Consider the following 24,821-nt stretch of genomic DNA (forward strand, 5'->3'; position numbering starts at 1 on the left):
GCCACTGTCGCGCCGACAGACGAGATAGTTCATTGTATTGTTTAGTAGTTTTGCCGCCCAACCGGCTGCCGCCGCGTCGTCATCGTGTTCTGGCGCGATACGTCGCAGCGCCAAAGTCAGCCGGCGAAAGGGACACCCTTTAGCGATGTTTGCTATGCTGCGGTGCTTACCTTCAGGTCAATCCTACAGATGAAATACAAAGACTTACGCGACTTTATCGGCCAACTGGAACGACGCGGCGAGCTCAAGCGCATCGCCCGGCCCGTCAGTCCCAAGCTGGAGATGACCGAAATCTGCGACCGCACCCTGCGGCGCGAGGGGCCGGCGCTGTTGTTCGAGCACGCGGCCGGCTATGACATTCCCGTGCTGGGCAACCTGTTCGGCACGCCCGGGCGCGTGGCGCTGGGCATGGGGGCGGAGTCGGTGACGGCGCTGCGTGAGATCGGCACGCTGCTGGCGGCGCTGAAGGAGCCGGAGCCGCCCAAGGGGTTCAAGGATGCCCTGGACAAGCTGCCCCTGTACCGGCAGGTGCTCAATATGGCTCCCAAGGTGGTGAAGAGCGCGCCCTGCCAGGCCCATGTGATCGAAGGCGATGACGTCGACCTTTCCAAGCTGCCCATCCAGACCTGCTGGCCGGGGGACGCCGGGCCGCTGATCACCTGGGCGCTGGTGGTCACCAAAGGTCCGTTCAAAGAGCGCCAGAATATGGGTATCTACCGCCAGCAGGTGATCGGCCGCAACAAGGTCATCATGCGCTGGTTGGCCCATCGCGGTGGGGCGCTGGATTTTCGCGACTGGCAGCAGGCCCGGCCTGGCGAGAAATTCCCGGTCGCCGTGGCCCTGGGCGCCGATCCGGCCACCATCCTCGGCGCGGTGACGCCGGTGCCCGACGCCTTGTCCGAATATGCCTTCGCCGGCCTGTTGCGCGGCAGCAAGACCGAACTAGTGAAATGCATGGGGAATGATCTGCAGGTGCCGGCCTCGGCCGAGTTCGTGCTGGAGGGATATCTGGCGCCGGGCGAGATGGCCGACGAGGGGCCCTTCGGCGACCATACCGGCTATTACAACGAGGTGGATCGTTTCCCGGTCTTCACCATCGAGCGCATCACCCATCGCGATAATCCCATTTATCACAGCACCTACACCGGCCGGCCGCCGGACGAGCCGGCCGTGCTGGGGGTGGCGTTGAACGAGGTATTCGTGCCCCTGCTGCAAAAGCAATTTCCCGAGATCGTCGATTTCTATCTGCCGCCCGAGGGCTGCTCCTACCGCATGGCCTGCGTCAGCATGAAAAAGCACTATGCCGGTCATGCCAAACGGGTGATGCTGGGGGTGTGGTCCTTCCTGCGCCAGTTCATGTACACCAAGTTCGTCATCGTAGTGGATGAGGATATCAACGTGCGCGACTGGAAGGACGTGATCTGGGCCATGACCACGCGCATGGACCCGGCGCGCGACACGGTGATGATCGAGAACACGCCGATTGATTATCTGGACTTTGCCTCGCCGGTGTCGGGCTTGGGTTCCAAGGTCGGCTTCGACGCCACCAACAAGTGGCCGGGCGAGACCACGCGCGAATGGGGCGTGCCCATCGTCATGGACGAGGCGGTGAAAAAACGCATGGACGAATTGTGGAGTGAGTTGGAAATCTTCGATTAGTTGGATTTTTAACGGCCCTAAGGTACCCTGCCACATTGTCAATTTCCGGGGGAAGAGAGAGTAGATCATGGACTCAAAAAAAGGCGCTTTATATACAATTCTGATTCTGGGCGGTATTGGCGTGCTAGCCGTGTCCTGTTCGGATTCCGATGAGGTTGATGAACATGGGGGCATGGAACAGCACAGTCCCGTAGGCGAACGCCATGACATGGACGAGCGCGACCACGAGACAGAAGCGCGCGCCGACGCCGAAGCGGTCCATGACGGTGACGGTCAGGGGCGGGCGGTGCACTGGGGCTATGAAGGCGCAGGTGCACCTTATCTATGGGCCGGCCTGAAGGACGAGTACGCCGTTTGCGCCACGGGCAAGCAGCAGTCGCCCATCGACATCACCGCCGTCACCGTTACCCAGCTGCCGGATATTGAATTCAATTATCAAGCCTCGCCGTTGGCCATCAGTAACAACGGCCACACCATCAAGGTGAGCTATGCGCCGGGGAGTTACATCACCGTGGACGGCAAGCGCTATGACCTGCTGCAGTTCCATTTTCATTCACCCTCCGAGCACACCATTGGCGGCAAGGCCTATGACATGGTGGCCCATCTGGTGCATCAGGCGGCCGACGGCCGGTTGGGTGTCATCGGCGTCATGTTCAAGGCGGGCACCATCGGCAATGACAGGATCGCCCAGTTGTGGCAGCACATGCCGGTGGAAACCGGGGTGACCAACAGCGTGCCCGAGGTGATGATCAATGCCGCCGACCTGTTTCCGCTGGACGACACCTATTTCAATTATTCCGGCTCGTTGACCACGCCGCCGTGCTCCGAAGGTGTCAACTGGATGGTGCTGGCCGCACCCAGCGCCATCTCCGAGGCGCAGCTGCAGCAGTTTACCGATCTCTTCCCGCTGAGTACGCGACCGGTGCAACCGCTCAACGGCCGGGTGGTGAACGTCAGCAATTAATTGAACCGACAATTTGGTCAAATCAGAGCGCGGACATCGGTCCGCGTTCTTGTCTGTGATGAATAAGGAGATGCAACATGTTTGAGTGGATCTACGAACCCCAGGCCTGGGTGGCGCTATTGACCCTGACCCTGCTGGAGATCGTGCTCGGCATCGACAATATCATCTTCATTTCCATCCTGGTTAGCCGCCTGCCGGAAAAAGTGCGGCAGAAGGCGCGCACGATCGGCCTGTTCCTGGCCATGTTCACCCGCATCCTGCTGCTGTTGATGCTGGCCTGGATCATGCGCCTTACCGAACCCCTGTTCAGCATGTTTGACCACGAGATCTCCGGCCGCGATCTGATCCTGATCGGCGGCGGCCTGTTCCTGCTGGCCAAGAGCACCCTGGAGATCCACAGTTCCTTGGAGGGCGCGGAACAGGAGCACGCCGGCGCCAAGGCCGCGGCGGCCGGTTTCATCAGCGTGGTGATCCAGATCGCCATTCTCGACATCGTCTTCTCGTTGGACTCGGTGATCACCGCCGTGGGCATGGCCGACCATGTGCCGGTGATGGTGCTGGCCATCGTCATCGCCATTGTCGTGATGATGCTGGCGGCCAAGGCTATCGGCGAGTTTGTCGACCGCCATCCCACCATCAAAATGCTGGCGCTGAGCTTTCTGGTGTTGATCGGCGTAGCCTTGATCGGCGAGGGTTTGCAGATGCATATTCCCAAAGGCTATATCTATTTCGCCATGGCCTTTTCGCTGTCGGTGGAGATGCTCAACATGCGCCTGCGCGCCAAGCGGCGTGAAGCCGAACCGGTGGAGTTGCATAAGCGCTATCGTGCCGACGGTTCCGACTAACCGCATCGTGCTTCGCGCGCAGCCGTGGCTATCCATGAACTGCGAACCGCCGAGCCGCCGTCGACGGGCCGGCGCAAGCGCGGGCGTGCATTATGAATGAAAGAAAAAAGACTAGGCCACGACGACTTTGTCATATTAAGATAGGTGCGCTTTTTGTATTGGGGTTTTCTGATAAGAGCAATTTATAAATCAATTCTTTAGCAGAAAAAGGGAGTAGGAAAAAAATGAAATTAGGGATTTATAGTCAATGTTTAGCCGCTCTGGCATTGGGGATCGTATCTGCAATCGCAGTCGCCAGCGATAACGGCCATGGTAAAGGGCATGACGAGTCGGGCGCGGCCTGTAGCGGATTCGGTCCACAGACACCGCGTGATATCGACAGCGCCGCCGGTGAAAACAAGCGCGTTTTTGGCATGGCGCCGCCTTCATCTCAGATGAACCTGTGCAACATCCACTTTCACAAGAACGCCGAGCATAAAGCCAACGCGTTCAACATCTATGCCGGTGAGGGTGACGGTCATGGCTATAACAGTGGTTATCAGTGTCGTATCAGCAAGACGCTGAGCAAGGCCGAGCTGGCGCCCACCCAGGAAAAGATCTGCGACAGTGAGCACGGCGATCTGAAGCCGGGCGATACCATCGAGGTGCACTGGGTGCACACCTCGGCCGATGTGAAACCCGGCGCGACTCTGGGCTCATGTCTGCACGAGGCCACCGGTAATCCGGCGCTGCGCGTCGAGACGCAGGTCTTTACCTTGGTCAATGACCCGAACGCGCTGAACTTCAACGACCTGGATTACGATGGCGACGTGGTCAACGGTTACCACCAGGCCAAGGCGCTGCCGACGGGTAGCGGCACACCGGTTGAATTCCTGGGGTCGACTACCGGTCCCAAATATTCCGGCCAGAAATGTTCACCGTTTCAAGTGACCTGGAGCGTTCGTCCGCAGTGTGCCAAGGTCGATATCAACTCGGTCGGTGAATGGTGCAAGGGCAACGCCTTTGATGAAGACCATGCCCATGGCGTACGCAAACTGGTGGTCAATCCGAAGTTATTGTCGACCATCGAGTAAGCGACACAGATAAGCCCTGGTTTGATCAAAACAGCCGTCCCGGTGGTGCCGGGGCGGCCGTTTTGTTTTTGATGGGAGGTTAATGCGAGCGACGGCTCCCCGGCGTCGGCGTCCCGCCGGCGAACAACTCCTCGGCGTCGATGGCGTCGAACAGATAGTGCTGATTACAAAATTCGCAGCCGACTGAGACCTTACCCTCTTCCTTGAGAATATCGCGCACTTCATCCGCCCCCAGGGCGCGCAGCATGTCGGCCACCTTGTCGCGCGAACAACTGCAGCGGAAGCTGACCGGCTCCGCTTCGAACAGGCGTACCTGCTCTTCGTGAAACAGGCGATACAGTACCTCGGCGGTGGACAGGCTGAGCATCTCCTGACTGGTCAGGGTGGCGCCCAGGGTCTCGATGCGATTCCAGGTGTCGGCATCGGGTTCGCGCCCCGGCAGGTGTTGCAGCAGCATGCCGACGGCCTGTTGCGGGTCGGCCGCCAGCCAGAGATGGGTCTGGAGCTGCTCCGATTGTTTGAAATAGTGTTCCAGGGTGCGCGCCAGCGAGCCGCCGCTGAGACTGACGATCCCTTGGTAGCGCGCGTCGTTGCGGTTGTCGATGGTGATGGTCATACGCCCGGCGCCGTACAGATCGCCCGGCACCGCCGCCAGTTCCGCGCCCCGCCAGCGCGCCAGGCCACGGAGGTGGCGCGCGTGGTTGCATTGCGCCACCAGCATCTGGATCGCCCCTTGGGACTGGGTCTGCATGATCAGCGCGCCGTCGAATTTGATGCTGGCGCTGAGCAGGGCGCTGGCGGCCAGGGCCTGGCCCAGTTCCTGGCCCACTGCGTCGGGGTAGTCATAGCGTTCCAGGGCGGTCTGGTAGCTGTTGCCGAGATGGACGAAGATGCCGCGCACGTTGCTGTTGTCGAATACAAAGCGCTGCAGGGTATCTTTGTTACGCATGAGAGATTACCGGGCTGTTGATCGGGGGGCGCAAGTATACAACAGGGCCGGCTCAGGGGTCGTAATCCACCAGGATGCGGTCCTTGGTGATTTTGACGGGCAGGGCGCTGAGGGCGTCGCCCTGGCAGGGGCCGGCCACACAATAGCCGTCATCCAGACGGAACAGGGCGCCGTGCAGGCTGCAGAGAATGTGTTGCCGCTGCGGGTCGAGGAATTGGTCCGGCTGCCAGTTGAGCGGTGCGCCGGTATGGGGGCAGCGGTTGAGATAGGCGCTGACGCCCTGTGCATGGCGCACCACGAAGGCGCCGGGGAGGGCCGGATCACGGCTCTCGATCTCCAGGCTGGCGGGGCAGGCGAATTGTTCCAGGCGCAGGCGGATCATGACTCCGCCAAACAGGCGGCCAGGCCTTGCTCCAGCCGGGGGTAGCGCAGCTCCACATCCAGCTCGCGGTGCAGCTTGCTGGTGTCCATGCGTCTTGATTCGCGCAGATACGACAGCATGGTTGGCGAGAATTCGGCCTCAGCCTGTTGCCAGTCGATCTCCCGCGGCCGCGGGAGGCCGGCATGCTCGGCCACGGCGATGAAGTAGTCGGACATGGTGCTGGCCTGGTCGTCGCAGACGTTGTAGATAGGGCGCATCCCCGGCGCCGCCGCGGCTGCCTGGCAGATATGCGCCAGATCGTCGGCGTGGATGCGGTTGGTGGGCGGTGCCAGGTCGCGGCGCAGCACCGGCAGGCCCTGGCGCAGGCGTTCCAGCGGCAGGCGGCCGGGGCCGTAGATGCCGCCCACGCGCAGGATGACGCAGGGGACGTCATATCGCTTTGCCCAGGTCTGCAGGGCCAGTTCCGCCGCCAGGCGCCGTTGGGCGCGGGGCGTGTCCGGTTGCGGCGCTGTCGCCTCCGTCACCCAGGCGCCCCGGCGATCCCCGTAAACGCCGCTGGTGCTGATGTAGATGATACGCCGGGGCAGCGCCGCGCCGGAGACGGCGCCGAGAAAATTCTCCAGGCGTGTGTCCCGCTCACCCTCGGCCGGCGGCGGGGCGAAGTAATAGATCACGGCCGCTTGAGTGGGCAGATCGGCCAGCGTCTGCGGGCGATCGAGATCGGCCCTGAGCGGTGTGATTGCGCTGTCCGCGACATCCACATTGCGCCCCAGGGCAAACACCTCGGCATCTGTCTGAAGCCAGCGCTGCGCCACGCGTTGGCCGATATCGCCGTAACCGACAATAAATACTCTATTCAGGGTTTTGCTCCCGCTTCAAATATTGGAGAATCTACACTCTTGGCACGATTGAGATGTTGAGTGACAGCTTACTAGGAATTACCCATGAGTTTCAAAGTCAGACTAGAGCCGAGCGGTAACGCGTTCACCGTGGCACAGAACGAAGTGATATTGGATGCCGCCATCCGTCACGGACTGTCGTTGCAGTACGGTTGCCGCAACGGTGTCTGCGGTGCCTGCAAGGCCAAAGTCGTGGAGGGCGAGATCCGTTATGATAACGGCCTGCCCGCCGCCCTTAACGAGGCCGAGGACGCCGTGGGTCAGGTGTTGTTGTGTTCGGCCAAGGCCGTCACCGATCTGGTGATTGAGGCCCATGAGATCGGCAGCGGCAGCGAGGTGCCGGTACGCAAGATGCCGGCGCGGGTGGTAAAACTGGAGCGCCTGGCCACCGACGTGATGCGTCTGTATCTCAAGCTGCCGGATAGCGAGCGGCTCCAATTTTTGGCCGGGCAGTATCTCGACATCCTGTTGCCGGACGGTCGGCGGCGCAGTTTTTCCATGGCCAATCCGCCCCATGACGACGCCCTGATCGAACTCCACGTGCGGCTGATCGAAGGTGGCGAGTTCACCGCGCATGTCTTCAATCGCATGCAGGAGAAGGACATCCTGCGCATCGAGGGACCCTACGGCAGCTTCACCCTGCAGGAGGACTCGCAGCGCCCCATGATCTTTATCGCCGGCGGCACCGGTCTGGCGCCCATCAAGGCCATCATCGAGCACGCCTTGCAGGAGGGCGTGACGCGCCCCATGCACATTTACTGGGGCGTGCGCGCCCCGGCCGATTTGTATCTCGCCGATCTGCCCCGGGCCTGGGCGCAACACGCCAATATCCGCTATACGCCGGTGTTATCCGAGCCCCGGCCGGAAGATAACTGGCCGGGCCGCCGCGGGCTGGTGCACGATGCGGTATTGCAGGATTTCGACGATCTGTTCAACTACGACGTCTACGCCAGCGGTCCGCCGGCCATGGTGGAGGCGGTGCGCCAGGGCGTCATTCTCAAGGGGCTGGCTTCACAGCACTTCTTTTTCGACAGTTTTGATTTTGCCGAGGTGTAGGGCGCGCATCGCGCGCCCTGACTTTTTCGGGCACATAAACGGACTCAGGCCGGATGGGTCGCCGAGGTCAGGCGCGGCGATCCGGGTTCCGCTGGCCGTGCCAGTTGCACCAGGCCGGTCTTCAGCTCCGGCTGTATAAAACTGTCCGAACTGAGCGCCAGGCCGCGGCGATAGCATTCCAGGGCCTGAGGCTGTTCGTCGAGGAAGGCCAGCAGGTTGCCCAGTTCCTGATAGGTCTCGGCATTGGGGGTGATCCTGAGGCTGGTCTCCAGGTATTCGCGCGCCGTTTCCCATTGATGTGAACGCAGAGCCAGGCGCCCCAGGCTCAGCAGCAGGACGGGGTTTTCCGGGTGTTTCTTGAGCCAGTTGCGGCCGCGCGCCAGGTGGATTTCGGCATCACCGCCCAGCAGGCCGTAGATATAGACCAGGGCGTCGCTCCACTGCTTATTGAGCCGGCGATAGAGGACTTCCTCTGCCGCATCACCCTGACCGAAATTGATCATGCCGATGCTGAAGTCGGCGATGATGTCTTCCTTATTACGCAGATCCTTGGGCATTTTGCGCCACAGCGCCCGCAAGGCCTCGGCGTCCTTGTGCCGGGCGGTGTGTTTGATCAGGCCCGCATAGGCGAGGTGCTCGAGCTTGTAATAATCATACTGGGGCAGTACGTTTTGGTGCTTGAGCTCGGGCAACAGCTGCGTCAGCCGGGGCCAATCACAGGCGTCGGTGTAGAGTCGCGCCAGCAACTTGAGCACGGCCGGGTCTTTATGCTGACTGTTGGGCAGGCGATTCAGGGTGCCAATGGCCTGGTCGGCGTGGCCGAAGTCGGCCTGGATCTGGGCCTGGGCCACGCTCAGGGCCAGGGCCTCTTTGGGCGTGCTCTGCTGCGCCCGCCGGATGTAGCCGTCGCGACGTGATTCCACCCCCTGCCCCTGGGCGGCGCGGGCCGCGGCCATATAGGCCAGTGGTGCCAGCTCCTGGTGCCGGGCGCTCTTGAGCAGCAGCTTCTCGGCCTCTTGCCAGCGTCCCAGATTGAGCTTCATCATGCCCTTTTGCAACTGCCTGCGGCCGACTTGCGCGCCGTGCATGCGGCGCCAACGGCGCAGCCGCTTGGGCAGCAGACCGGTGGCGATGAGCAGGCGGAACAGAGCGTAGAGGGCGATGAAGCCAAGCACGAGGACGACGGCGAACAGGGTGAAACTGGTCTCCACGGTCCAGTCGCGAAACGAGATCATGATGTAACCCGGGTCCTGCATGGCGAACACCGCCACGACGGCGGCGGCGATCAAGACGATAATGGTGGCGATGACGAGTTTCATGATTCGCTCACCTCCTCGCCGGCGGCGCTTTGTCCTTGTTCACGCCAGTCTTTCAAGGCGCGCAAGGCCGCCGAGACGTCGGGCAGCTCGGGCTGCAGTTCCAGCGCCTCATAGGACGACAATGTGGTGATCATGTTGCCGGTGCTCGGGGCGGCGCTGTTGAAATAGCGCTGCAGCCACTGCCTGGCCGTCTCCAGGCTGGTGCGGAAGCTCTGAGTATCGCGCTGCATGAGCGCCAGGCGCGCCGCCTCCAATTTCAGACGCAGATTCTGTTGCAGAAAGAAGCGTTGGCCCGGCGGCAGCAGGGCGGTGTCGGCGGCGCTGTTGCGGCGCACGCTGACCAGTCCCTTGAGGTCGCTCCAGATCTTGCTGAAGAAGCCGCCGACGCCGCTCACTTGCGCCTGCTCGGTCTGCGCGGCCGAGCTTGGCGCGTCGTCTGCCTCTTCATGGCGCAGCGGCAGCCCGTCGACCTCGTCTTCCAGCTCGGCCAAGGTCAAGGCGATGGCGCTGATATCGGGCGCGGCGACATTGCGCAGGGCGATGATGTCGTCAGTGATGGTCTTGCGTACCTTCAGCAGGGCCGGGTCGTCCGCGTCGCTGAGGCGTTGATTGGCGGCCTCCAAGGCCGCCGCCGCGGCCGCCGCGTTATGGTTCAGCTGTGCCTGATGATGGGCGATGTTGATCAGGTGGCGGGCCTCGGCCACCAGCAGGTCGTCGTTGTTACCGCTCTTGAGGGCCTGCCGGAGCGTGTCCAGCGACTGCTGCAGGGCGCTGTCGTTTTCGCGCAGCTCGTCCAGACTGCGGTTGAGTTTGCCCTCCAGGCCGCCGAGCTTGTCGGCCAGGCTGTCGAGACGGCCCTGTGTGGATTGGCTGGTCTCGCGCACCTGCTTCGCCAGGGTGCGGATGGATTCGGTCCCGGATTCGAGTTCGCCGATGCGTGTCTGGCTGGTGTCGATACGCTGTCCCAGCGCGGCCTGTTGGGCGCCGATCTCCTGCAGGCTGATATAGCCGGCGACGAAGGCGCCGATCGCGACGATCAGGGCGACGAAGGCGATGAAGCCGATAAAGCCTCTACCCGTGCCTTGGTCGTCCTGCTCTGTCGCGCCTTGAGTCTCGGCGTCCGCCGGCGTTGTGCTATGCGTTGCCTCGTCGCCGCGGGTGTTTGCGTCCTGGTCCGTGTCCTTGGTGTCGGTGTCGTTGTTTTTCTGTGCTTCAGGCATCACGCTGTCCTCAAAGTCATCAGTGGTTGTTGTCTCTGCGCCAGGCCGTCATGGCCTCGACCAATCCTTGTTCATTGCCGTGCGCCGCGACGATGGCCGGATGTTGGAATCCCAGGCGCACGGCCAGGTCCGCGGCGCGCTCACCAATGACCACCAGCTGTCGCTGTAGCAGCCACTCACGCTGTGAGCGCGCGGCCATGTCGTAAAGATTTTGCAGGGTCTCGTTGCTGGTGGCGGTGATCACATCGGGCGGCGGATCGTGGGCCATCAAGCGGCGCAGGTCGCCGCCGGGGCGGACGCGCCGATAGACCTCGGCATATTCAACCGCGGCGCCCCGTTGGCTTAATGTCTGTGCCAGCAATTCCCGTCCCCCCTGGCCGCGAAAGATGATAATACGGCGGCCGTTGAGTTGTTGTAATTTTCCTGTTGCCAGCAGCGCCTCGCTGTTCCAACCCTGTGCCGGGCTGATCACGGGGCGCCGCCAGTGTCGTTCGACGGCGCGGCGGGTGCTGTCGCCGACCGCGGCCAATTGCAGCGCGGCGGGCAGCGTATCACCGATCAGTCGCGCGGCCCCCTCGACCGCATTGGCGCTGATAAAGATCGCCATGTCAAACTGATTGAGCCGGCTCGGCAGCGTGGCCAATTGTTGTTGTGATTCCGGTGCGCGGATCTCAATGGCAGGAAAGGCGATGCTCGTCCCGCCATGGGCCTCAATCAGGCGGCAGAGTGAAACTGCCTGCGCCGCCGGCCGCGTCACCGCCACTGTAATGCCGGCTAGGGCCTGCGAATCAGTCATGCCCGAAGTCATGCCCAGAGGCCGCCTTGCCGGACCGGCGCGGCTGCTGTCGATACCGAGGCTTTGATCCTAGCATCATTTTCCACCGCCATGCCACGGCTAGCCGTGCTGATATAGAGCGGCCAGTATTTCGCGCGCGCCGCGGGCGAGCAGGTCGTCGGCCAGTTCGGTGCCGAGCCGCCGGGCCTCGGCGCTGGGCCCGCTGATCTCGCCGCGCAGCATCTCGCTGGCATCGGGCTGACCCACCAGGCCACGCAGTCGCAAGGTGTCGCCGTCGAGCACGGCGTGGCCGGCGATGGGCACCTGGCAGCCGCCTTCGAGACGGTTGTTCATGGCCCGTTCGGCGCTGACACGGATGTAGGTATCCGGGTCGTTGAGCGGTGTCAGCAGGGCGTTGACGCGCGTGTCGTCGCTGCGGCATTCGATGCCGACGGCGCCCTGGCCGATGGCCGGCAGGCTGATCTCGGTCTCCAGGACCTGGGTGATGCGCGCCTCGAAACCGAGCCGGATCAGGCCGGCGGCGGCCAGGATGATGGCGTCGTACTCGCCCTCGTCGAGCTTGCGCAGGCGGGTGTTGACGTTGCCGCGCAGGTCAATGATGCGCAGGTCGGGGCGGCGCTCGCGCAGCTGGCATTGACGCCGCAGGCTGGAGGTGCCGACCCGGGCGCCCTGGGGCAGGGCGTCCAAGCTTGGGTAATTATTAGAGACGAAGGCATCGCGCGGGTCTTCGCGAGCGCAGATCACCGCCAGGTGCAGGCCCGCGGGGAATTCCACCGGCACGTCCTTCATGGAATGCACCGCGATATCGGTCGCGCCGTCGAGCATGCTGACTTCCAATTCCTTGACGAACAGGCCCTTGCCGCCGATCTTGGCCAGCGGGCTGTTGAGGATCTGATCGCCCTGGGTGGTCATGCCGACCAGTTCCACCGCCAGGCCGGGGTGGGCCTGGATGAGGCGGTCGCGGACGAATTCCGCCTGCCACATGGCCAGCGGGCTTTTACGGGTTGCGATACGGATACGTTGCTTCGACATACTCAGGTTCCTTTCGGCAGACCGCTTATGCTACGGTTTGGCGCCCTTCGAAGCAACTTATGAACGCTTTGAATCAGCCAATTCCGCGATGCGCTGGCGCACCACCGGCAGCTGGCGCCGACTCACCTCAAGTGTGCTATCGCACCCCCGCAGGCGCAGCTGGTACTGGTGATTGCCCAGTCTTTCCAAGGCTTCGATGCGGTCGCTGGCCACCAGGCAGTTGCGATGGATGCGGGTGAAGCGATCGGCGAATTCCTGTTCCAGATCCTTGAGCGGTTCGTCGATCAATAACTCGCCGCCTTGATGATGCACCGCCACATATTTGTTGTCCGATTGGAAGTACAGAATCGCTTCGATGGGCACCAGCTTGATACCGCCACGATGATGGGCGCTGATGTGGCGGCGCCGGGGGTTGTCGCCGGTGACGGCCGCCAAGCGCGCCCGCTGCAGGGGGCGGGCCTTGGCCAGGGCCTGCGCCAGGCGGGCGCGGCGGATGGGTTTGAGCAGGTAATCGATGGCGTTGGCGTCGAAGGCTTCCAGGGCGTGTTCGCTGTAGGCCGTGGTGAAGATGATGGCCGGCGCTGGATTCAGATTACTCAGATGACGGGCGGCTTCCAGGCCGTCCATCTCCGGCATGTGGATGTCCAGCAGCAACACGTCGGGCTGTAGTTGCTGCGCCTGCACCACGGCTTGGCGGCCGTCGCCGACCTCGCCCACCACGCGGTGGTCGCCCAGGTCCTCGATCAGATCCCGCAGGCGGCTGCGGGCCAGGGGTTCGTCGTCAACAATGAGTATGTTCATGCGGGTTCACAGGGCTGGTAGGGGAAGCGCAGTTTGACTTCGTACTGTTGGTCGTGTTGCGCGCTGCTGAGTTTGCCGTCTTCGGCGAAATGGGCCAACAGACGCTGCCGGGTGTTATCCAGGGCGATGTGCAGTCCCTGGCGGCGGCGCTGAACCTCTTGGCCGGGGGCGGGCAGCGGGTTGGTGATGCTCAGCTCCAGCCGGCCGCCGTGGCGCATGCCGCGGACGCGGATCTCGCCGCCGCGACCGATGGATTCGATGCCGTGGCAGACGGCGTTCTCCAATAGCGGTTGCAGGGTCAGGGCGGGCAGGGCGGCGTCGCCGGGAATCGCCTCAATGTCCCAATCGACCTGGAGTCGTTCCCCCAGGCGCAGTTGTTCCATGTCCAGATAGCGCCGCGCGATCTCGACCTCGGTGCTGAAGGGCAGGCGGGCCTCGGCGCTGTTGAGGGTGTGACGGAACAGGTCGGCCAGGTCCTCCACCGCCTCCTCGGCGCGCTGCGGCTGGCGCCGGATCAAGCTGGCGATGGTATTCAGGGCGTTGAACAGAAAATGGGGACGAATGCGCGCCTGCAGGGCCTGCAGGCGGTATTGGTTCTCGGCCTCGATGTTGAGCTTGAGCTGGTGCTGCAAATAGAAATAGCGCAGCGTCAGCAGGCTGGCGATGGCACAAATGGCGAAGTTGCGGCTGAAAAATTCGAGGTGGCTCATATTGATCGAAAGCGCGCCGTGGCCGAAGCGCTGACTGACTTGGTAGGCCAGTTCACTGAACAGCGCGGTGATGGCCAGCAGCAGGGCGAAGGCGGCCAGGGCGGCGCCGTTGTTGCCCAGCCGGTTCAGGCGTGCGCGCAGCCAGCACAGCGTGGCGGTGGAGCTGAGCGCGATCCACTGGATATAAATAGAGACCAGACTGAGATAGCCCCAGTCACCGCCGCGCGCGCTGGGCGTGGCCAGGGTGAGGACGAAGGCCAGCAGTTCGGCGATGATGACCACCGCGAAGACGATGCGGATGTGACAAAAATCGGGCAGAAAGGTCTCGATTTTGGCGTCGCTTTTGTCGAGCTGGGGCATACGCTGTATCCCTGGAAAACCTATTTATGGTATCGGATGGCCGCGCCTTTTGCCTTATTGATATACTTCGCCTTTTGCCATCGAGCCAAGGAATCATCGTGACCGAGCATACCAGCAAGCCCTGGGCGGGGCGTTTTACCGAGCCCACCGATGCCTTCGTCGAGGCCTTTACCGCCTCGGTGGGCTTTGATCAACGCCTGTATCGTCATGACATCGCCGGTTCCCGCGCCCATGCCCGCATGCTGACCCACGTCGGTGTGCTGACCCAAGGCGAGTGTGACACGATCCTGCAGGGCCTGGATCGGGTGGAGCAGGAGATCGAGACCGGCCAATTCCAATGGTCGGTGTCGTTGGAAGACGTGCACATGAATGTGGAGGCGCGCCTCACCGCCCTCATCGGTGAGGCCGGCAAGAAGCTGCACACCGGCCGTTCGCGCAACGATCAGGTAGCCACCGACATCCGCCTTTATCTGCGCGACGAGATCGACGCGATTCAAGCCGAACTGAAGCGCCTGCAAACCGCCCTCATCGACCTGGCCGAGCGCGAGCACGACGCCATCATGCCCGGTTTTACCCATCTGCAGGTGGCCCAGCCGGTCACCTTCGGCCATCACATGCTGGCCTGGTTCGAGATGCTGCTGCGTGACGCCCAGCGCCTGGCCGACTGCCGCAAGCGCGTCAATGTCATGCCGCTGGGCGCCGCCGCCCTGGCCGGCACCAGCTATCCCATCGATCGGGAATACAGCGCTCAGCTGCTGGGGTTTGAGCGGGTCACCGAGAATTCCCTGGACGCCGTCAGTGATCGCGATTTCGCCATCGAATTCTGCGCCGCCGCCGCACTGTTGATGACCCACTTGTCACGCTTTTCTGAAGAATTGATCCTGTGGGCCTCGGCCCAGTTCGACTTTGTCGACATCCCGGACAGTTTCTGCACCGGATCAAGCATCATGCCGCAGAAAAAGAACCCCGACGTGCCCGAGCTGGTGCGCGGCAAGGTGGGCCGGGTCAACGGTCATCTGATCTCCCTGCTGACCCTGATGAAGGGCCAGCCCTTGGCCTATAACAAGGACAATCAGGAAGATAAAGAACCGCTGTTCGACGTGGTGGACACCCTGCGTGGCTCGCTCAAGGTCTATGCGGACATGATGGCCGCGCTGACGATCAAGCGCGACAACATGGAGCGCGCCGCGCTGCAGGGCTTTTCCACCGCCACCGACCTGGCCGATTACCTGGTGCGCCAGGGTGTGCCGTTTCGCGACGCCCACGAGGTGGTGGGCAAGGCGGTGCGCCTGGGCGTGGACACGGGGCGTGATCTGGCCGAGATGGCCTTAAGTGAACTGCAACAGTTCTCCGACGCCATCAGCGCAGATGTGTTCGAGGTGCTCACTCTGCAGGGCTCGGTGGCGGCGCGTGATCACATCGGCGGCACGGCCCCGGCCCAGGTCAAGGCCGCGGCGGCGCGGGCGCGTCGACGCGTCCTTTAACCTGCCGCCGCGATCGATGTTCCCGCCGCCCTGGCGGCGGCGACACCGTCGCTGAGGCGCTGCAGCATCAGGTTGGCATCATCCCCTTTGTGCCAGGCGGTCAGGCTGCAGTAAGGCGTGACCTTGAGGCTTTCGCCGGCGTCGCCGGGCAGTTCCAGCGCCTTGATCAGATCGCAGATCTTGGCCGCCAGGGTCTCGGTGGCCTCGGCCGGGGTCTCGGGCAGAATGAGCAGAAATTCCGGCCCGTCGAAACGGCCGATGATGTCGGCCCAGCGCATCTGTTCCTTGAGCAGTTGACCCACCCTGAGCCAGGCCTCTTCCTCGTAGCGCTGCAACTGGTCCGGGGCCAGGTCGTTCAGTTCGGCGCGCAGCTTGATCAATGACAAGGGGTTGCCGTAACGGCGGCTGCGCGAGATCAGCGGCTCCAGGCCCTGCAACAGGGCGCGGCGATTGGGCAGGCCGGTGACGGGGTCGCGGGTGGTGAGTTGTTTCAGGTCGTCTTCCAGGCGGTCGCGCTCCAGGCGCAGGCGCTGTTCGGTGGTGATGTCTAGATAGAACTGCACGCGCTTGCCGTCGTCGGTGGTCTGGCTGTGGCAATGCAGCCAGCGTTGGCTGTCGTTGCGTTGCAGCAGGATGGTCTCGGGCGGGGAGGCCAGTACGCTGGCCATCTCCTTGGGAAGTTCGGCGATGGATTTGCCTTTGAGCTGCTCCGCCGAGATATCCAGCATGCGTTCCAGGGTTTGGTTATGCCACTGGATGTTGCCCTGCGCATCCATCAGGATGATGCCGACCGGCGCCGGGTGCAGAGCGTTTTGTAGGTCAGCGAGGCTGGTTTGTTCCATAATTTATGCGACTCCCCTGTGCGTTGATTCGGTGCGTAAAGGTCTAGATATACCCCATATCGCCGCGGCCTGCCAAGGGATGCTCGGCAAGGAAACGGGCCTAACGCATAGCATATTGAAATCCGGGATGTTTTTAGTAAATTTTTGAATCTGTATGGATATCTCGGGCCGTGCCGGCGCCCTTGGCGCCGGCTTTTAAGTTCTGCGCCCCGCCGGCCGATACAGGCTTGTGTGCGGGGGAGACAATGTTCAAGTCCAAAACTAAAAACAAGCTCACATTTTCTGACGTCGACGCGGTCAGAAAGCGCTTTATAACGCTCAATCGGCAGCGCCTGCAGCGCGGCGAGGAGTGCATGCGCAGCAACCAGCGTGATTTTCTCGACTTTTTGCCGCTGCTGTTTCACATCAATCATCCCAGCCTGCCGGGCTATGTCTCCAAGCTGACGCCCTCGGGCATTTGCGACTATACGCCGACGCAGCGCGCGCTGGATGCGGCGAAAAAATACATCCATCGCTTCGATTACCGCAATCGAGCCCTACCGCGCTACGACATACTGTCCATGTTCCTGATGGGCAGCAGTGGCACCATCGCCTATTCCCGCAAGAGCGATTTTGATATCTGGCTGTGTCACCAGCACGATATCCCCGCCGACCGTCTGGCCGAGCTGCAGCAGAAGGCCAGCCTCATCGAACAGTGGGCCGATGAGCAGGGCCTGGAAGTGCATTTCTTTTTGATGGATGCAGAGGATTTTCGTCAGGGCAAGATCGTTGATCTTTCCTCCGAGAGCAGTGGCACGGCGCAGTATTACTTATTGCTGGAAGAATTCTACCGCACCAGTCTGTTGCTGGCCGGCCGCTTCCCGGTGTGGTGGCTGGTGCCGGTGGAAGAGGAAGAGAATTACGCGGCCTATGTCGACAATCTTTATCAAAGCCGGTTGGTCAACGAATCGGAGGTGATCGACTTCGGCGGCATCCCCACCCTGCCGGCAGAGGAATTCTTCGGCGCCGCCGTGTGGCAACTCTTCAAGGGCATCGACTCGCCGCACAAGTCCTTGCTCAAGTTGTTGTTGATGGAGGTCTACGCCGCCGAATATCCGCAGATCGATTTGCTTTGTCTGCGCTTTAAAAAATCCATTTTCGACGGCGAGAATGATCTGGACAAGCTCGACCCGTACCTGATGCTCTATAAGAAACTGGAGGAATACCTGCTCAGCCGCGACGAGGAGGACCGCCTGGAATTGGTGCGGCGCTGTTTTTACTTCAAGGTGAATCAGAAATTGAGCCGTAAGGACAACGTGCCCTACGATTGGCGCCGCGACCTGCTGCGTTCCATGACCAATGCCTGGGGCTGGGAGGACGAGTATCTGGCGGTGATGGATCGGCGCCAGAACTGGAAGATCAAACAGGTGCTCAGCGAACGCGCCGTGTTGGTCAAGGAGTTGACCTACACTTACCAGTTTTTGTCTTCCTTCGCGCGCCAACACGCCCAACTGGCGGCCATTAATCAACATGATCTGAACGCCCTGGGGCGTAAGCTGTATGCCGCCTTCGAACGCAAGACGGGCAAGGTGGAGATCGTCAATCGGGGCATCTCGCAAGACGTCTTCGAACCCCTGCTGACGCTCTACCAAATTCGCCAGCGTGGCCGGGAAGGCGGCTGGGCGCTGTTGAGTTCGGGAGGCGACAGCGACAGCCGTGATCCGTCCTCCATGGTGGCGCTGAAGCGCAGTCGCCACGTCATCGAGGCGCTGGCCTGGGGCTATTTCAACGGTCTGATCAAGGGTTCCAGCGTGGTGAAGGTGATCAAACATGCCAGCGATCTGGAAACGCGCCAATTGGAAGAGTGTGTACGCAGCCTGGAAAAGGCGCTGCCCGCCAGTAAGATACTGGAGACCGATATCGAAGAACTGGGCCGGGCGGTGAAGGTGCTGGAGTCGGTGCTGGTGGTCAACTTAGGGCACGATCCCATGGTTGAACTGCGCCGCAGCGGCGCCCATCTGGCCAGCAACCGCACCGACGCCTTCAGTTACGGCGGCATGTACGGCAGCCTGATCGGCAGCGTCGACCAGATTATTCTGACCAGTTGGAAAGAGGTGATCACGTCGCACTTCGAGGCCGCCGCGGGCATGCTCGACTGCCTGAGCAATTATTTTCGTATGATGCCGCCGTCGAAGGGCGCGGCGCCGCCCACGCCGACCGTGCTCTGCTATACCCAGAATCACGCCATTACCATCCGGCAGCGCGTCGAACGCCTGTTCGACGACCTGGTGGAATGTTTTTACGGTGCGCGCGAGAAGCAGAACAACCGCTTCATCTTTTGCGTCCAGCGAGATTACTACGTGCTGTATTTCGAAGATGATGTCATGCGCTACCAACGCATCAGCGACTACGGCGAGCTGCTGCGCTATCTGAGCAAGGGGCGGCAGAGTTTCGGTCAGGTGACCATGGATCCGAATGTGATTTCGGATAAGCTCCTGGCGTTGGTATTCAAGTTCAATAAGCCCGGCATGGTGCAATTTTTTTACAAACGGGAGAGTGGCGGCAATGCCGAGGTCTACGTGGTCGATGAGAACGGCTCTTTATTCTGTCAAAAGCATGAGGCCGCCGACGAAGCATGCCTGCTAGGTCATTACAGCCGCTTCTTCGATACCGTATTGCAGCGTCAATTGTTTCAGATCATCGGTCAGGGAGAGGAAGGTAAGGAAGCCATCGAAGTGGAATACTACAGCGTCGGGCGCGACCGCCAGGGACAGTATCAAGTCAGTCGCCGCGCCCCGCATGACAGCGGCAAGCGCGGTTATACCAGCATTCAGGTGATTGCCTCGCGCGAGGACGCCAGCGGTTCCGCCTTTACCATCTATTGCGACGAAAAGGAGTTCTCATCGCTCGAATACGGCAGTAACCTGTTCACCGAGATCGCCGTCAATATTCTCGCCAAGCGCAAAAGCCGGCGCACCTATCCCGTCTACATCACTGATATCGATCTGACGCCCGATATGTTCGCCGACTATCCGGCCGGCCATGTGCCGGTGGTCGAGTTTCTCAACTACAAGAAAAACATCGAGGCCAAGTTGAATCAGGCCTTGGAGCAGGTCAAGCAAATCCGGCCCTTGCGGCCCCAATAAGTCCGTCCCGCACGTGTAGAGCGGCGTTCCCATTTCTGGGATAATGGCTTCCCACGTTTGAATTGTCCGGGAGCCGAGTGGTGAAATCATTGCGTTATCTGTTGCTGCTGAGCTGTTTGGCCATGGTCACGGCCTGCGGTCAGAAGGGGGATTTGTATTTCCCCGAATCGACGCACGCCGCGTCCGTCCCGGTCGCATTGGAGAAGTATGGATTATTTTGAATATCGCGATGCGGGTCTGTGCGCCGAAGCGCTGCCACTGACGGCCCTGGCCGAGCGTTTCGGTACGCCTTGCTACGTCTATTCCCGCGCCACCATCGAGCGCCATTGGCGCGCCTTCGACGACGCCCTGGCGGGACAGCGTCATCTGGTCTGCTATGCCGTCAAGGCCAACTCCAACCTGGCCGTGCTCGATCTCATGGCCCGGTTGGGCAGCGGCTTCGATATCGTCTCGGTGGGCGAGTTGGAGCGCGTGCTCAAGGCCGGCGGCGACCCGGCCAAGGTGGTGTTTTCCGGTGTCGCCAAGCGCGCCGACGAAATGCGTCGCGCCCTGGAGGTGGGCATTAAGTGTTTTAACGTGGAGTCGGTGGCGGAACTCGAACGGCTCAACCGGGTGGCCGGCGAGATGCAGTGTCAGGCGCCGGTGTCCATCCGCGTCAACCCGGACGTCGATGCCAAGACCCACCCCTATATTTCCACCGGCCTGAAGGAGAATAAATTCGGCATCGACATTGAGCAGGCCCCGGCGGTGTATCGCCAGGCCGCCGCCCTGCCCCATCTGAACGTGGTGGGGGTGGATTGCCATATCGGTTCCCAGCTCACCGGGGTGACGCCCTTTGTCGATGCCCTGGAGCGGGTGCTGCTGTTGATCGGCCAGTTGCGCGACGCCGGCATTGAGATCGAACACCTGGACGTGGGCGGCGGCCTGGGAATTCGCTACCACGACGAAACGCCGCCGGCGCCGGCCGAGTATGCCGAAGCCATTAAACAGCGCCTCGACAATACCGAGCTGGAACTGCTCATTGAGCCGGGCCGGGCGATCGTCGGCAATGCCGGCGTGCTGCTCACCCGCATCGAATTTTTGAAACAGACCGGCGACAAGCACTTCGCCATTGTCGACGCCGGCATGAACGATCTGCTGCGTCCGGCGCTGTATTCCGCCTGGCAGGCCATCGTGCCGGTAGTGCCGCGCGCCGATGTGGAGCGCCGCCGTTACGACATCGTCGGTCCGGTATGCGAGACCGGCGACTTCCTGGGCAAGGAGCGCGAGTTGGCCGTCAGTGCCGGCGACCTGCTGGCGGTGCGCAGCGCCGGGGCCTACGGCTTCAGCATGAGTTCCAACTACAATTCGCGCGTGCGGCCAGCGGAGGTGATGGTGGACGGCAAGCAGGCCCACTTGATTCGCCGCCGCGAGACCCTCGACGAGCTGTATCAAGCGGAATCCCTGCTCCCCGAAGCGTGATCCACTCAGTTGATGCAGCGCATCCCCGAGCCTGAATTGATGGACGAGGCCGAGCAGGCTCAGGCCTATGCCGAGGCCGATTTCGACGCGGCCAACCGTTTGTTTGTCGACAGATTCCGCGCGGCTTTCGGTGACGGGCTCAAGGGGCGGGCGCTGGATCTGGGCTGCGGCCCCGCCGACATCGTCGGCCGCCTGGCCCGGCATTATCCCGCGCTGCACTTCGACGCCGTGGACGGCGCCGCCGCCATGCTGGCCTGGGCTGAGCGCAGCTTGGCCCATGACGGCGTGGCGGAGCGCGTGACGCTGTTACGGCGTCATTTGCCCTGTGATGACCTGCCCGTCGCCAGTTATCAGGTGATCACCAGCAACAGCCTGCTGCATCATATGCGCGATGCGCATGGGTTCTGGACCATGCTGGCGGCCTATGCCGAGCCGGGTACCCGGGTGATGGTGATGGACTTGCTGCGCCCGGCGAGCCTGACCGCGGCGAATGACTTGGTGGCCCAATACGCCGCTGACGCGCCGCAGGTCCTGCGGCAGGACTTTTATCGCTCACTGCTGGCGGCCTATCGCCCCCAGGAAATCGTGCTGCAACTGAGTCGCGCCGGGCTGGCGCCGCTTGACGTGCAGGTGGTCTCCGACCGTCACTGGCTGGTCAGTGGCCGGCTGGACTGAGTTTTATTCCAATGACAGTCGTTGCGGCGTAGTCTTCCAGGCGTTGCCGTCGCCGAATTGATACTCGGCCCCGTCGCCCCAGCAATACACGCTGCGGTTGCCCACGGCATCTTCGCGAATGCCGCAGCCGTGGGTCTTGGCCGCGGTGGCGTTGGTCCAGTCGTTGTTGAATCCAATAGTCTGGGGAGTGGAAAAGGCGCCCTGATCGGACGCCGCATTGATCTGCCCCTCGCCGTTGTCGCCCCAGCATCTGGGGATGCCCGCCGTGGTGACGCCGCAGCTAAATTGTTGACCCAAACCGATATCTTGCCAGGTATTGGCCGGGTCCACGAGGGTGGGCAGGTTTCGCGTGGCGTCCCCTTCCGTGCCCACACCGAGCTGGCCGACACTGTGGTCACCCCAGCAATAAAGCACGCGCTCGTCTGGTACTGCCTCGTTGATGGCACAGCTGTAACTGTTGCCAGCCTCGATGCGGACCCAGCTAGTGTTGAAATTGGGGGCGAGCACGGTGGTGCCGGGATCGACGGCGGTGATTTGTTGTGGTGTGTGATATTCGCTGGTGTCGCTGGTGCCCAGCTGGCCGAGATCGTTCTTGCCCCAGCACCACAGGCTGCCCTGGGTATCGCTCGGGTTGGCCAGCTGGATGGCGCAGCTGTGACCGCCGGCCGAGGTGTCGGCATCTGAGTAAACGCCGCCGACCGCCATGTCCAGCCAGGAACCGGCGATCTGGACCGGGCTGCTGCTGAGAGTCGTCGTGCCGTTGCCCAATTGGCCGTTGCTGTTGTCGCCCCAGCAGTACAGGTCACGGTTGACGCCTTTGATGGCGCAGCTGTGGCCGGCCCCGGCGGCGATTGCGTCCCAATCGTCGGCCCCCTGAGACACCTGTGTCTGCAGTGACCAGTTGCCGGCGATATTGTCGCTGGTATGACCGCGTCCCAGCTGGCCGTGCTTGTTTTTGCCCCAGCAGTAGAGTGTGCCGCCGGCGGTAATTGCGCAGGCGTAGTGGTGACCGGTGGCGACGGCCTGCCAGTCGTCCAATGTGCCTGCCGGCCCTCTGATGCGCACCGGGGCCGCCTGGTTGGCGCGGGAGCCGATGCCGAGCTGGCCGAAGTTGTTGCCGCCGCCACACCACAGGGCGTTCAAGGTCGGCGAGTCGGGATCGGTCTTCAGGCCGCAGCTGTGATCGGTACCGCTGTCGATGGCCGCCCAAGCGTCGGAGTCATCGAACAGGCGCGGCGCGTCGGTGCCCAGTTGAATGCCGTTGCCCAGTTGGCCGGAGGTGTTGAGACCCCAGCAATAACCGATATAGTCGCTGTCGATGGCGCAGCTGTAGTCGTCGCCGGCGCTGAGCGTGAGCCAGGCTTCACCGCTGCCCACTTGGGTGGGGGTGGCCAGGGCGATGGTGGTGCCGACGCCCAGCTGGCCGGCGACATTGTTGCCCCAGCAATACAGCGGGTAGGTGTAGGTCTGCGGTGAGGAACCTGCCACTGGTTTCTTTTCGATGGCGCAGCTGTGGCCCTTGCCCACCGCCACGGCGCGCCACTCTGTGCTGGCCCGGACCGCCAAGGGAGTGGGTGAGGGGGCGGAGAGGGTGCCCTGTCCCAGTTGGCCGAAACTGTTGTCGCCCCAGCACCAGAGGCTGGCGTCGTCGTCCCGGATGGCGCAGCTGTGGCCAGCAGCGGCGGCTATGCGACTCCATGTCATGCCCGGCTGCACGACGCTGGGCTTGGCCCTGTCCGTGGTGTCGCCCAGGCCCAACTGGCCCGTTGCATTGTCGCCCCAGCAATAGAGCGGATAGGTATAGGCGACGGGATCGGAATCGGGCACGGGGATCTTTTTGAGCGCGCAACTGTACTGATCGCCCAGACTGAGGCTGTCCCAGTCGTTGTCGTTGCCGACGCGCAGCGGCGTTATGCTCATGTTGCTGGGATTGCCGTCACTGTCGGTGCTTGTTTCGCCCAATTGGGATTGGCTGTTGTCGCCCCAGCAATAGAGCGGATAGGTATAGGCGACGGGATCGGAATCGGGCACGGGGATCTTTTTGATTGCGCAGCTGTGGTCGCTGCCCACGGCGACGCGGTGCCAGTCTTCATCGCTGCCGACTTGGACCGGTTGGTCGGCGGCGACGGTGCCGCCGCTCAACTGTCCCGCTTCATTGGCGCCCCAGCACCACAGCGTCTTGTCCTCCAGGATGCCGCAACTGTGGCGCTCTCCGGCGGCGACCTGGGTCCAGGCCTCGCTGCCGATGCGGATAAAGCTGCTGGCGTCGAAGCGGGCGCCGTTGCCGAGCTGGCCGGCGTCGTTCTCGCCCCAGCACCACAGGCTGTTGTCGCCGTTGCGAATGGTGCAGTTGTGGGCGGCGCCGCTGGCGATGAGTTTCAGGCCCGAGGTGGGGCCGCTGGGCGGGGGCGGCGTGGCCGGAGGATTGGTGACGCCGCCATCCTGGCCGGCATCGCTGTCGGGGGTGGGGTCGCTAACGGGCGGATTGGTGGTGCTGTCATTAATACAGCCGCTCAGCCCGGCGCCGAGGCAGAGCAGCAGCGCGATCAGCGCCACCAGGCGCAGGGGACGGGCTAGGGGGGAAGAGGCTGGCATGCTCGGCTGACTACTCGCTCATTCGCTATCTTTGGACAAGGCAAAGCCGTTTTGTCGCCATGCCTCATATAACACTATCGACACGGTGTTGGACAAATTCAGGCTGCGACTGTTCGGTTTCATGGGCAGGCGCAATACCTGCTCCGGCGCCAGTTGTCGGCGCAGCTCGGGCGGCAGGCCGCGGGTCTCGGGGCCGAACAGCAACAGGTCGCCGGGGCGGTACGCCGGGTCAGAGTAGCAGCGCCGGCCGTGGGTGGAAAAGGCGAAGACGCGCGCGGGTCGCAGCCTGTGCAGCAGGGCATCCAGGTCGGGGTAGGTATGCACGCTGGCGAATTCGTGATAATCCAGGCCGGCACGGCGCAGTTTACGGTCGTTGAGTTCGAAGCCGAGCGGATGGATCAGATGCAGCTGCGAACCGGTGTTGGCACACAGGCGGATGACGTTGCCGGTGTTGGGCGGGATTTCCGGCTGGAATAGGGCGATGTGGAACATGGGCTGGAAGCATACACAGCGCCACCGCGCTTTCCAACCGAATCCTCACCGCCGGCTTGTTGTATTCGCCAGGGGCTGGGGC

21 protein-coding genes are annotated in these 24,821 nt (G+C 62.4%); 9 read left to right on the forward strand and 12 right to left on the reverse strand.

The window, feature by feature from the left end; genetic code table 11:
• Nucleotides 1-189: 189 nt before the first annotated feature.
• The 4 genes from Tel_02310 to Tel_02325 all read left to right on the forward strand — a co-directional run bounded on the left by Tel_02310 (nucleotide 190) and on the right by Tel_02325 (nucleotide 4,541).
• Nucleotides 190-1,659, forward strand: a complete 1,470-nt coding sequence (locus Tel_02310) for a 3-octaprenyl-4-hydroxybenzoate carboxy-lyase (GenBank protein ID ALP52066.1) — start codon at nucleotides 190-192, stop codon at nucleotides 1,657-1,659.
• Between the two features lie 286 nt (nucleotides 1,660-1,945).
• A complete protein-coding gene (locus Tel_02315; GenBank protein ALP54704.1) occupies nucleotides 1,946-2,623 on the forward strand; it encodes a hypothetical protein in 678 nt (225 codons plus the stop codon).
• Between the two features lie 77 nt (nucleotides 2,624-2,700).
• Nucleotides 2,701-3,468 (forward strand): hypothetical protein, encoded by a 768-nt coding sequence (locus Tel_02320; GenBank protein ID ALP52067.1) that lies wholly within the window; start codon nucleotides 2,701-2,703, stop codon nucleotides 3,466-3,468.
• Nucleotides 3,469-3,692: 224 nt separating this feature from the next.
• Nucleotides 3,693-4,541, forward strand: a complete 849-nt coding sequence (locus tag Tel_02325) for a cadmium carbonic anhydrase (protein ID ALP52068.1) — start codon at nucleotides 3,693-3,695, stop codon at nucleotides 4,539-4,541.
• 79 nt (nucleotides 4,542-4,620) lie between these two features.
• Here the strand turns inward: Tel_02325 and Tel_02330 are convergent, their stop codons facing one another.
• Genes Tel_02330 through Tel_02340 form a run of 3 tightly spaced genes read right to left on the reverse strand, consistent with a single transcriptional unit; the run spans nucleotide 4,621 to nucleotide 6,732 of the window.
• On the reverse strand, nucleotides 4,621-5,490 hold the full coding sequence (locus tag Tel_02330; protein ID ALP52069.1) for a molecular chaperone Hsp33: 870 nt from the start codon (nucleotides 5,488-5,490) through the stop codon (nucleotides 4,621-4,623).
• A gap of 52 nt (nucleotides 5,491-5,542) precedes the next feature.
• Entirely contained in the window at nucleotides 5,543-5,872 is a 330-nt protein-coding gene (locus Tel_02335; GenBank protein ALP52070.1) for a hypothetical protein, read from the reverse strand.
• Nucleotides 5,869-6,732: a hypothetical protein gene (locus Tel_02340; protein ALP52071.1), complete on the reverse strand. Its 864-nt coding sequence runs from the start codon at nucleotides 6,730-6,732 to the stop codon at nucleotides 5,869-5,871. Before Tel_02340 ends, Tel_02335 begins: the two co-directional genes overlap by 4 nt.
• A gap of 84 nt (nucleotides 6,733-6,816) precedes the next feature.
• Between Tel_02340 and Tel_02345 the strand changes: the two genes are divergently transcribed.
• Nucleotides 6,817-7,827 carry a CDP-6-deoxy-delta-3,4-glucoseen reductase gene (locus Tel_02345; GenBank protein ALP52072.1) on the forward strand — a complete coding sequence of 337 codons (1,011 nt, stop codon included), beginning with the start codon at nucleotides 6,817-6,819 and terminating at the stop codon, nucleotides 7,825-7,827.
• Between the two features lie 44 nt (nucleotides 7,828-7,871).
• On the opposite strand, the gene Tel_02350 is transcribed toward Tel_02345, so the two are convergent.
• The 6 genes from Tel_02350 to Tel_02375 all read right to left on the reverse strand — a co-directional run bounded on the left by Tel_02350 (nucleotide 7,872) and on the right by Tel_02375 (nucleotide 14,065).
• Nucleotides 7,872-9,146, reverse strand: a complete 1,275-nt coding sequence (locus Tel_02350) for a hypothetical protein (GenBank protein ID ALP52073.1) — start codon at nucleotides 9,144-9,146, stop codon at nucleotides 7,872-7,874.
• Nucleotides 9,143-10,366, reverse strand: a complete 1,224-nt coding sequence (locus Tel_02355; GenBank protein ID ALP52074.1) for a hypothetical protein — start codon at nucleotides 10,364-10,366, stop codon at nucleotides 9,143-9,145. Before Tel_02355 ends, Tel_02350 begins: the two co-directional genes overlap by 4 nt.
• A 19-nt stretch (nucleotides 10,367-10,385) precedes the next feature.
• Entirely contained in the window at nucleotides 10,386-11,162 is a 777-nt protein-coding gene (locus Tel_02360; GenBank protein ID ALP52075.1) for a hypothetical protein, read from the reverse strand.
• A gap of 99 nt (nucleotides 11,163-11,261) precedes the next feature.
• Complete coding sequence (locus Tel_02365; GenBank protein ALP52076.1) at nucleotides 11,262-12,194, reverse strand: porphobilinogen deaminase; 933 nt, start codon at nucleotides 12,192-12,194, stop codon at nucleotides 11,262-11,264.
• Nucleotides 12,195-12,251: 57 nt separating this feature from the next.
• Complete coding sequence (locus tag Tel_02370) at nucleotides 12,252-12,995, reverse strand: hypothetical protein (protein ALP52077.1); 744 nt, start codon at nucleotides 12,993-12,995, stop codon at nucleotides 12,252-12,254.
• Entirely contained in the window at nucleotides 12,992-14,065 is a 1,074-nt protein-coding gene (locus tag Tel_02375; protein ALP52078.1) for a hypothetical protein, read from the reverse strand. The genes Tel_02370 and Tel_02375 overlap by 4 nt, the downstream gene beginning before the upstream one ends.
• Nucleotides 14,066-14,139: 74 nt before the next feature.
• Between Tel_02375 and Tel_02380 the strand changes: the two genes are divergently transcribed.
• Nucleotides 14,140-15,549, forward strand: coding sequence for an argininosuccinate lyase (locus Tel_02380; GenBank protein ALP54705.1), 1,410 nt, complete (start codon nucleotides 14,140-14,142; stop codon nucleotides 15,547-15,549).
• Here Tel_02380 and Tel_02385 read toward each other — a convergent pair.
• Complete coding sequence (locus Tel_02385; protein ALP52079.1) at nucleotides 15,546-16,391, reverse strand: hypothetical protein; 846 nt, start codon at nucleotides 16,389-16,391, stop codon at nucleotides 15,546-15,548. The genes Tel_02380 and Tel_02385 overlap by 4 nt on opposite strands.
• A 245-nt stretch (nucleotides 16,392-16,636) precedes the next feature.
• On the opposite strand from Tel_02385, the gene Tel_02390 reads away from it, so the two are divergent.
• The 3 genes from Tel_02390 (at nucleotide 16,637) to Tel_02400 (ending at nucleotide 21,652) form a co-directional block, all read left to right on the forward strand.
• Nucleotides 16,637-19,516 carry a hypothetical protein gene (locus tag Tel_02390; GenBank protein ALP52080.1) on the forward strand — a complete coding sequence of 960 codons (2,880 nt, stop codon included), beginning with the start codon at nucleotides 16,637-16,639 and terminating at the stop codon, nucleotides 19,514-19,516.
• Nucleotides 19,517-19,723: 207 nt separating this feature from the next.
• Nucleotides 19,724-20,977: a diaminopimelate decarboxylase gene (locus tag Tel_02395; protein ALP52081.1), complete on the forward strand. Its 1,254-nt coding sequence runs from the start codon at nucleotides 19,724-19,726 to the stop codon at nucleotides 20,975-20,977.
• 12 nt (nucleotides 20,978-20,989) lie between these two features.
• The gene (locus Tel_02400; protein ID ALP52082.1) at nucleotides 20,990-21,652 is read left to right on the forward strand and encodes a hypothetical protein; all 663 of its coding nucleotides are present in this window, start codon (nucleotides 20,990-20,992) and stop codon (nucleotides 21,650-21,652) included.
• A gap of 3 nt (nucleotides 21,653-21,655) precedes the next feature.
• Here Tel_02400 and Tel_02405 read toward each other — a convergent pair whose 3' ends face one another.
• Both Tel_02405 and Tel_02410 read right to left on the reverse strand, forming a co-directional pair.
• Nucleotides 21,656-24,247, reverse strand: coding sequence for a hypothetical protein (locus tag Tel_02405; protein ALP52083.1), 2,592 nt, complete (start codon nucleotides 24,245-24,247; stop codon nucleotides 21,656-21,658).
• A gap of 18 nt (nucleotides 24,248-24,265) precedes the next feature.
• Nucleotides 24,266-24,739, reverse strand: a complete 474-nt coding sequence (locus Tel_02410; GenBank protein ID ALP52084.1) for an rRNA methylase — start codon at nucleotides 24,737-24,739, stop codon at nucleotides 24,266-24,268.
• Between the last annotated feature and the right edge of the window lie 82 nt (nucleotides 24,740-24,821).

The sequence above is a fragment of the Candidatus Tenderia electrophaga genome (genome assembly GCA_001447805.1).
GTDB lineage: Bacteria > Pseudomonadota > Gammaproteobacteria > Tenderiales > Tenderiaceae > Tenderia > Tenderia electrophaga.

Bases quoted from the DNA above. Each gene is read 5' to 3' on its own strand.
- Tel_02310 (ALP52066.1), top strand. From the start codon at position 190: ATGAAATACAAAGACTTACGCGACTTTATCGGCCAACTGGAACGACGC.
- Tel_02320 (ALP52067.1), top strand. From the start codon at position 2,701: ATGTTTGAGTGGATCTACGAACCCCAGGCCTGGGTGGCGCTATTGACC.
- Tel_02325 (ALP52068.1), top strand. From the start codon at position 3,693: ATGAAATTAGGGATTTATAGTCAATGTTTAGCCGCTCTGGCATTGGGG.
- Tel_02330 (ALP52069.1), bottom strand. From the start codon at position 5,490: ATGCGTAACAAAGATACCCTGCAGCGCTTTGTATTCGACAACAGCAAC.
- Tel_02335 (ALP52070.1), bottom strand. From the start codon at position 5,872: ATGATCCGCCTGCGCCTGGAACAATTCGCCTGCCCCGCCAGCCTGGAG.
- Tel_02345 (ALP52072.1), top strand. From the start codon at position 6,817: ATGAGTTTCAAAGTCAGACTAGAGCCGAGCGGTAACGCGTTCACCGTG.
- Tel_02350 (ALP52073.1), bottom strand. From the start codon at position 9,146: ATGAAACTCGTCATCGCCACCATTATCGTCTTGATCGCCGCCGCCGTC.
- Tel_02355 (ALP52074.1), bottom strand. From the start codon at position 10,366: ATGCCTGAAGCACAGAAAAACAACGACACCGACACCAAGGACACGGAC.
- Tel_02360 (ALP52075.1), bottom strand. From the start codon at position 11,162: ATGACTGATTCGCAGGCCCTAGCCGGCATTACAGTGGCGGTGACGCGG.
- Tel_02365 (ALP52076.1), bottom strand. From the start codon at position 12,194: ATGTCGAAGCAACGTATCCGTATCGCAACCCGTAAAAGCCCGCTGGCC.
- Tel_02370 (ALP52077.1), bottom strand. From the start codon at position 12,995: ATGAACATACTCATTGTTGACGACGAACCCCTGGCCCGCAGCCGCCTG.
- Tel_02375 (ALP52078.1), bottom strand. From the start codon at position 14,065: ATGCCCCAGCTCGACAAAAGCGACGCCAAAATCGAGACCTTTCTGCCC.
- Tel_02385 (ALP52079.1), bottom strand. From the start codon at position 16,391: ATGGAACAAACCAGCCTCGCTGACCTACAAAACGCTCTGCACCCGGCG.
- Tel_02390 (ALP52080.1), top strand. From the start codon at position 16,637: ATGTTCAAGTCCAAAACTAAAAACAAGCTCACATTTTCTGACGTCGAC.
- Tel_02395 (ALP52081.1), top strand. From the start codon at position 19,724: ATGGATTATTTTGAATATCGCGATGCGGGTCTGTGCGCCGAAGCGCTG.
- Tel_02400 (ALP52082.1), top strand. From the start codon at position 20,990: ATGCAGCGCATCCCCGAGCCTGAATTGATGGACGAGGCCGAGCAGGCT.
- Tel_02405 (ALP52083.1), bottom strand. From the start codon at position 24,247: ATGCCAGCCTCTTCCCCCCTAGCCCGTCCCCTGCGCCTGGTGGCGCTG.
- Tel_02410 (ALP52084.1), bottom strand. From the start codon at position 24,739: ATGTTCCACATCGCCCTATTCCAGCCGGAAATCCCGCCCAACACCGGC.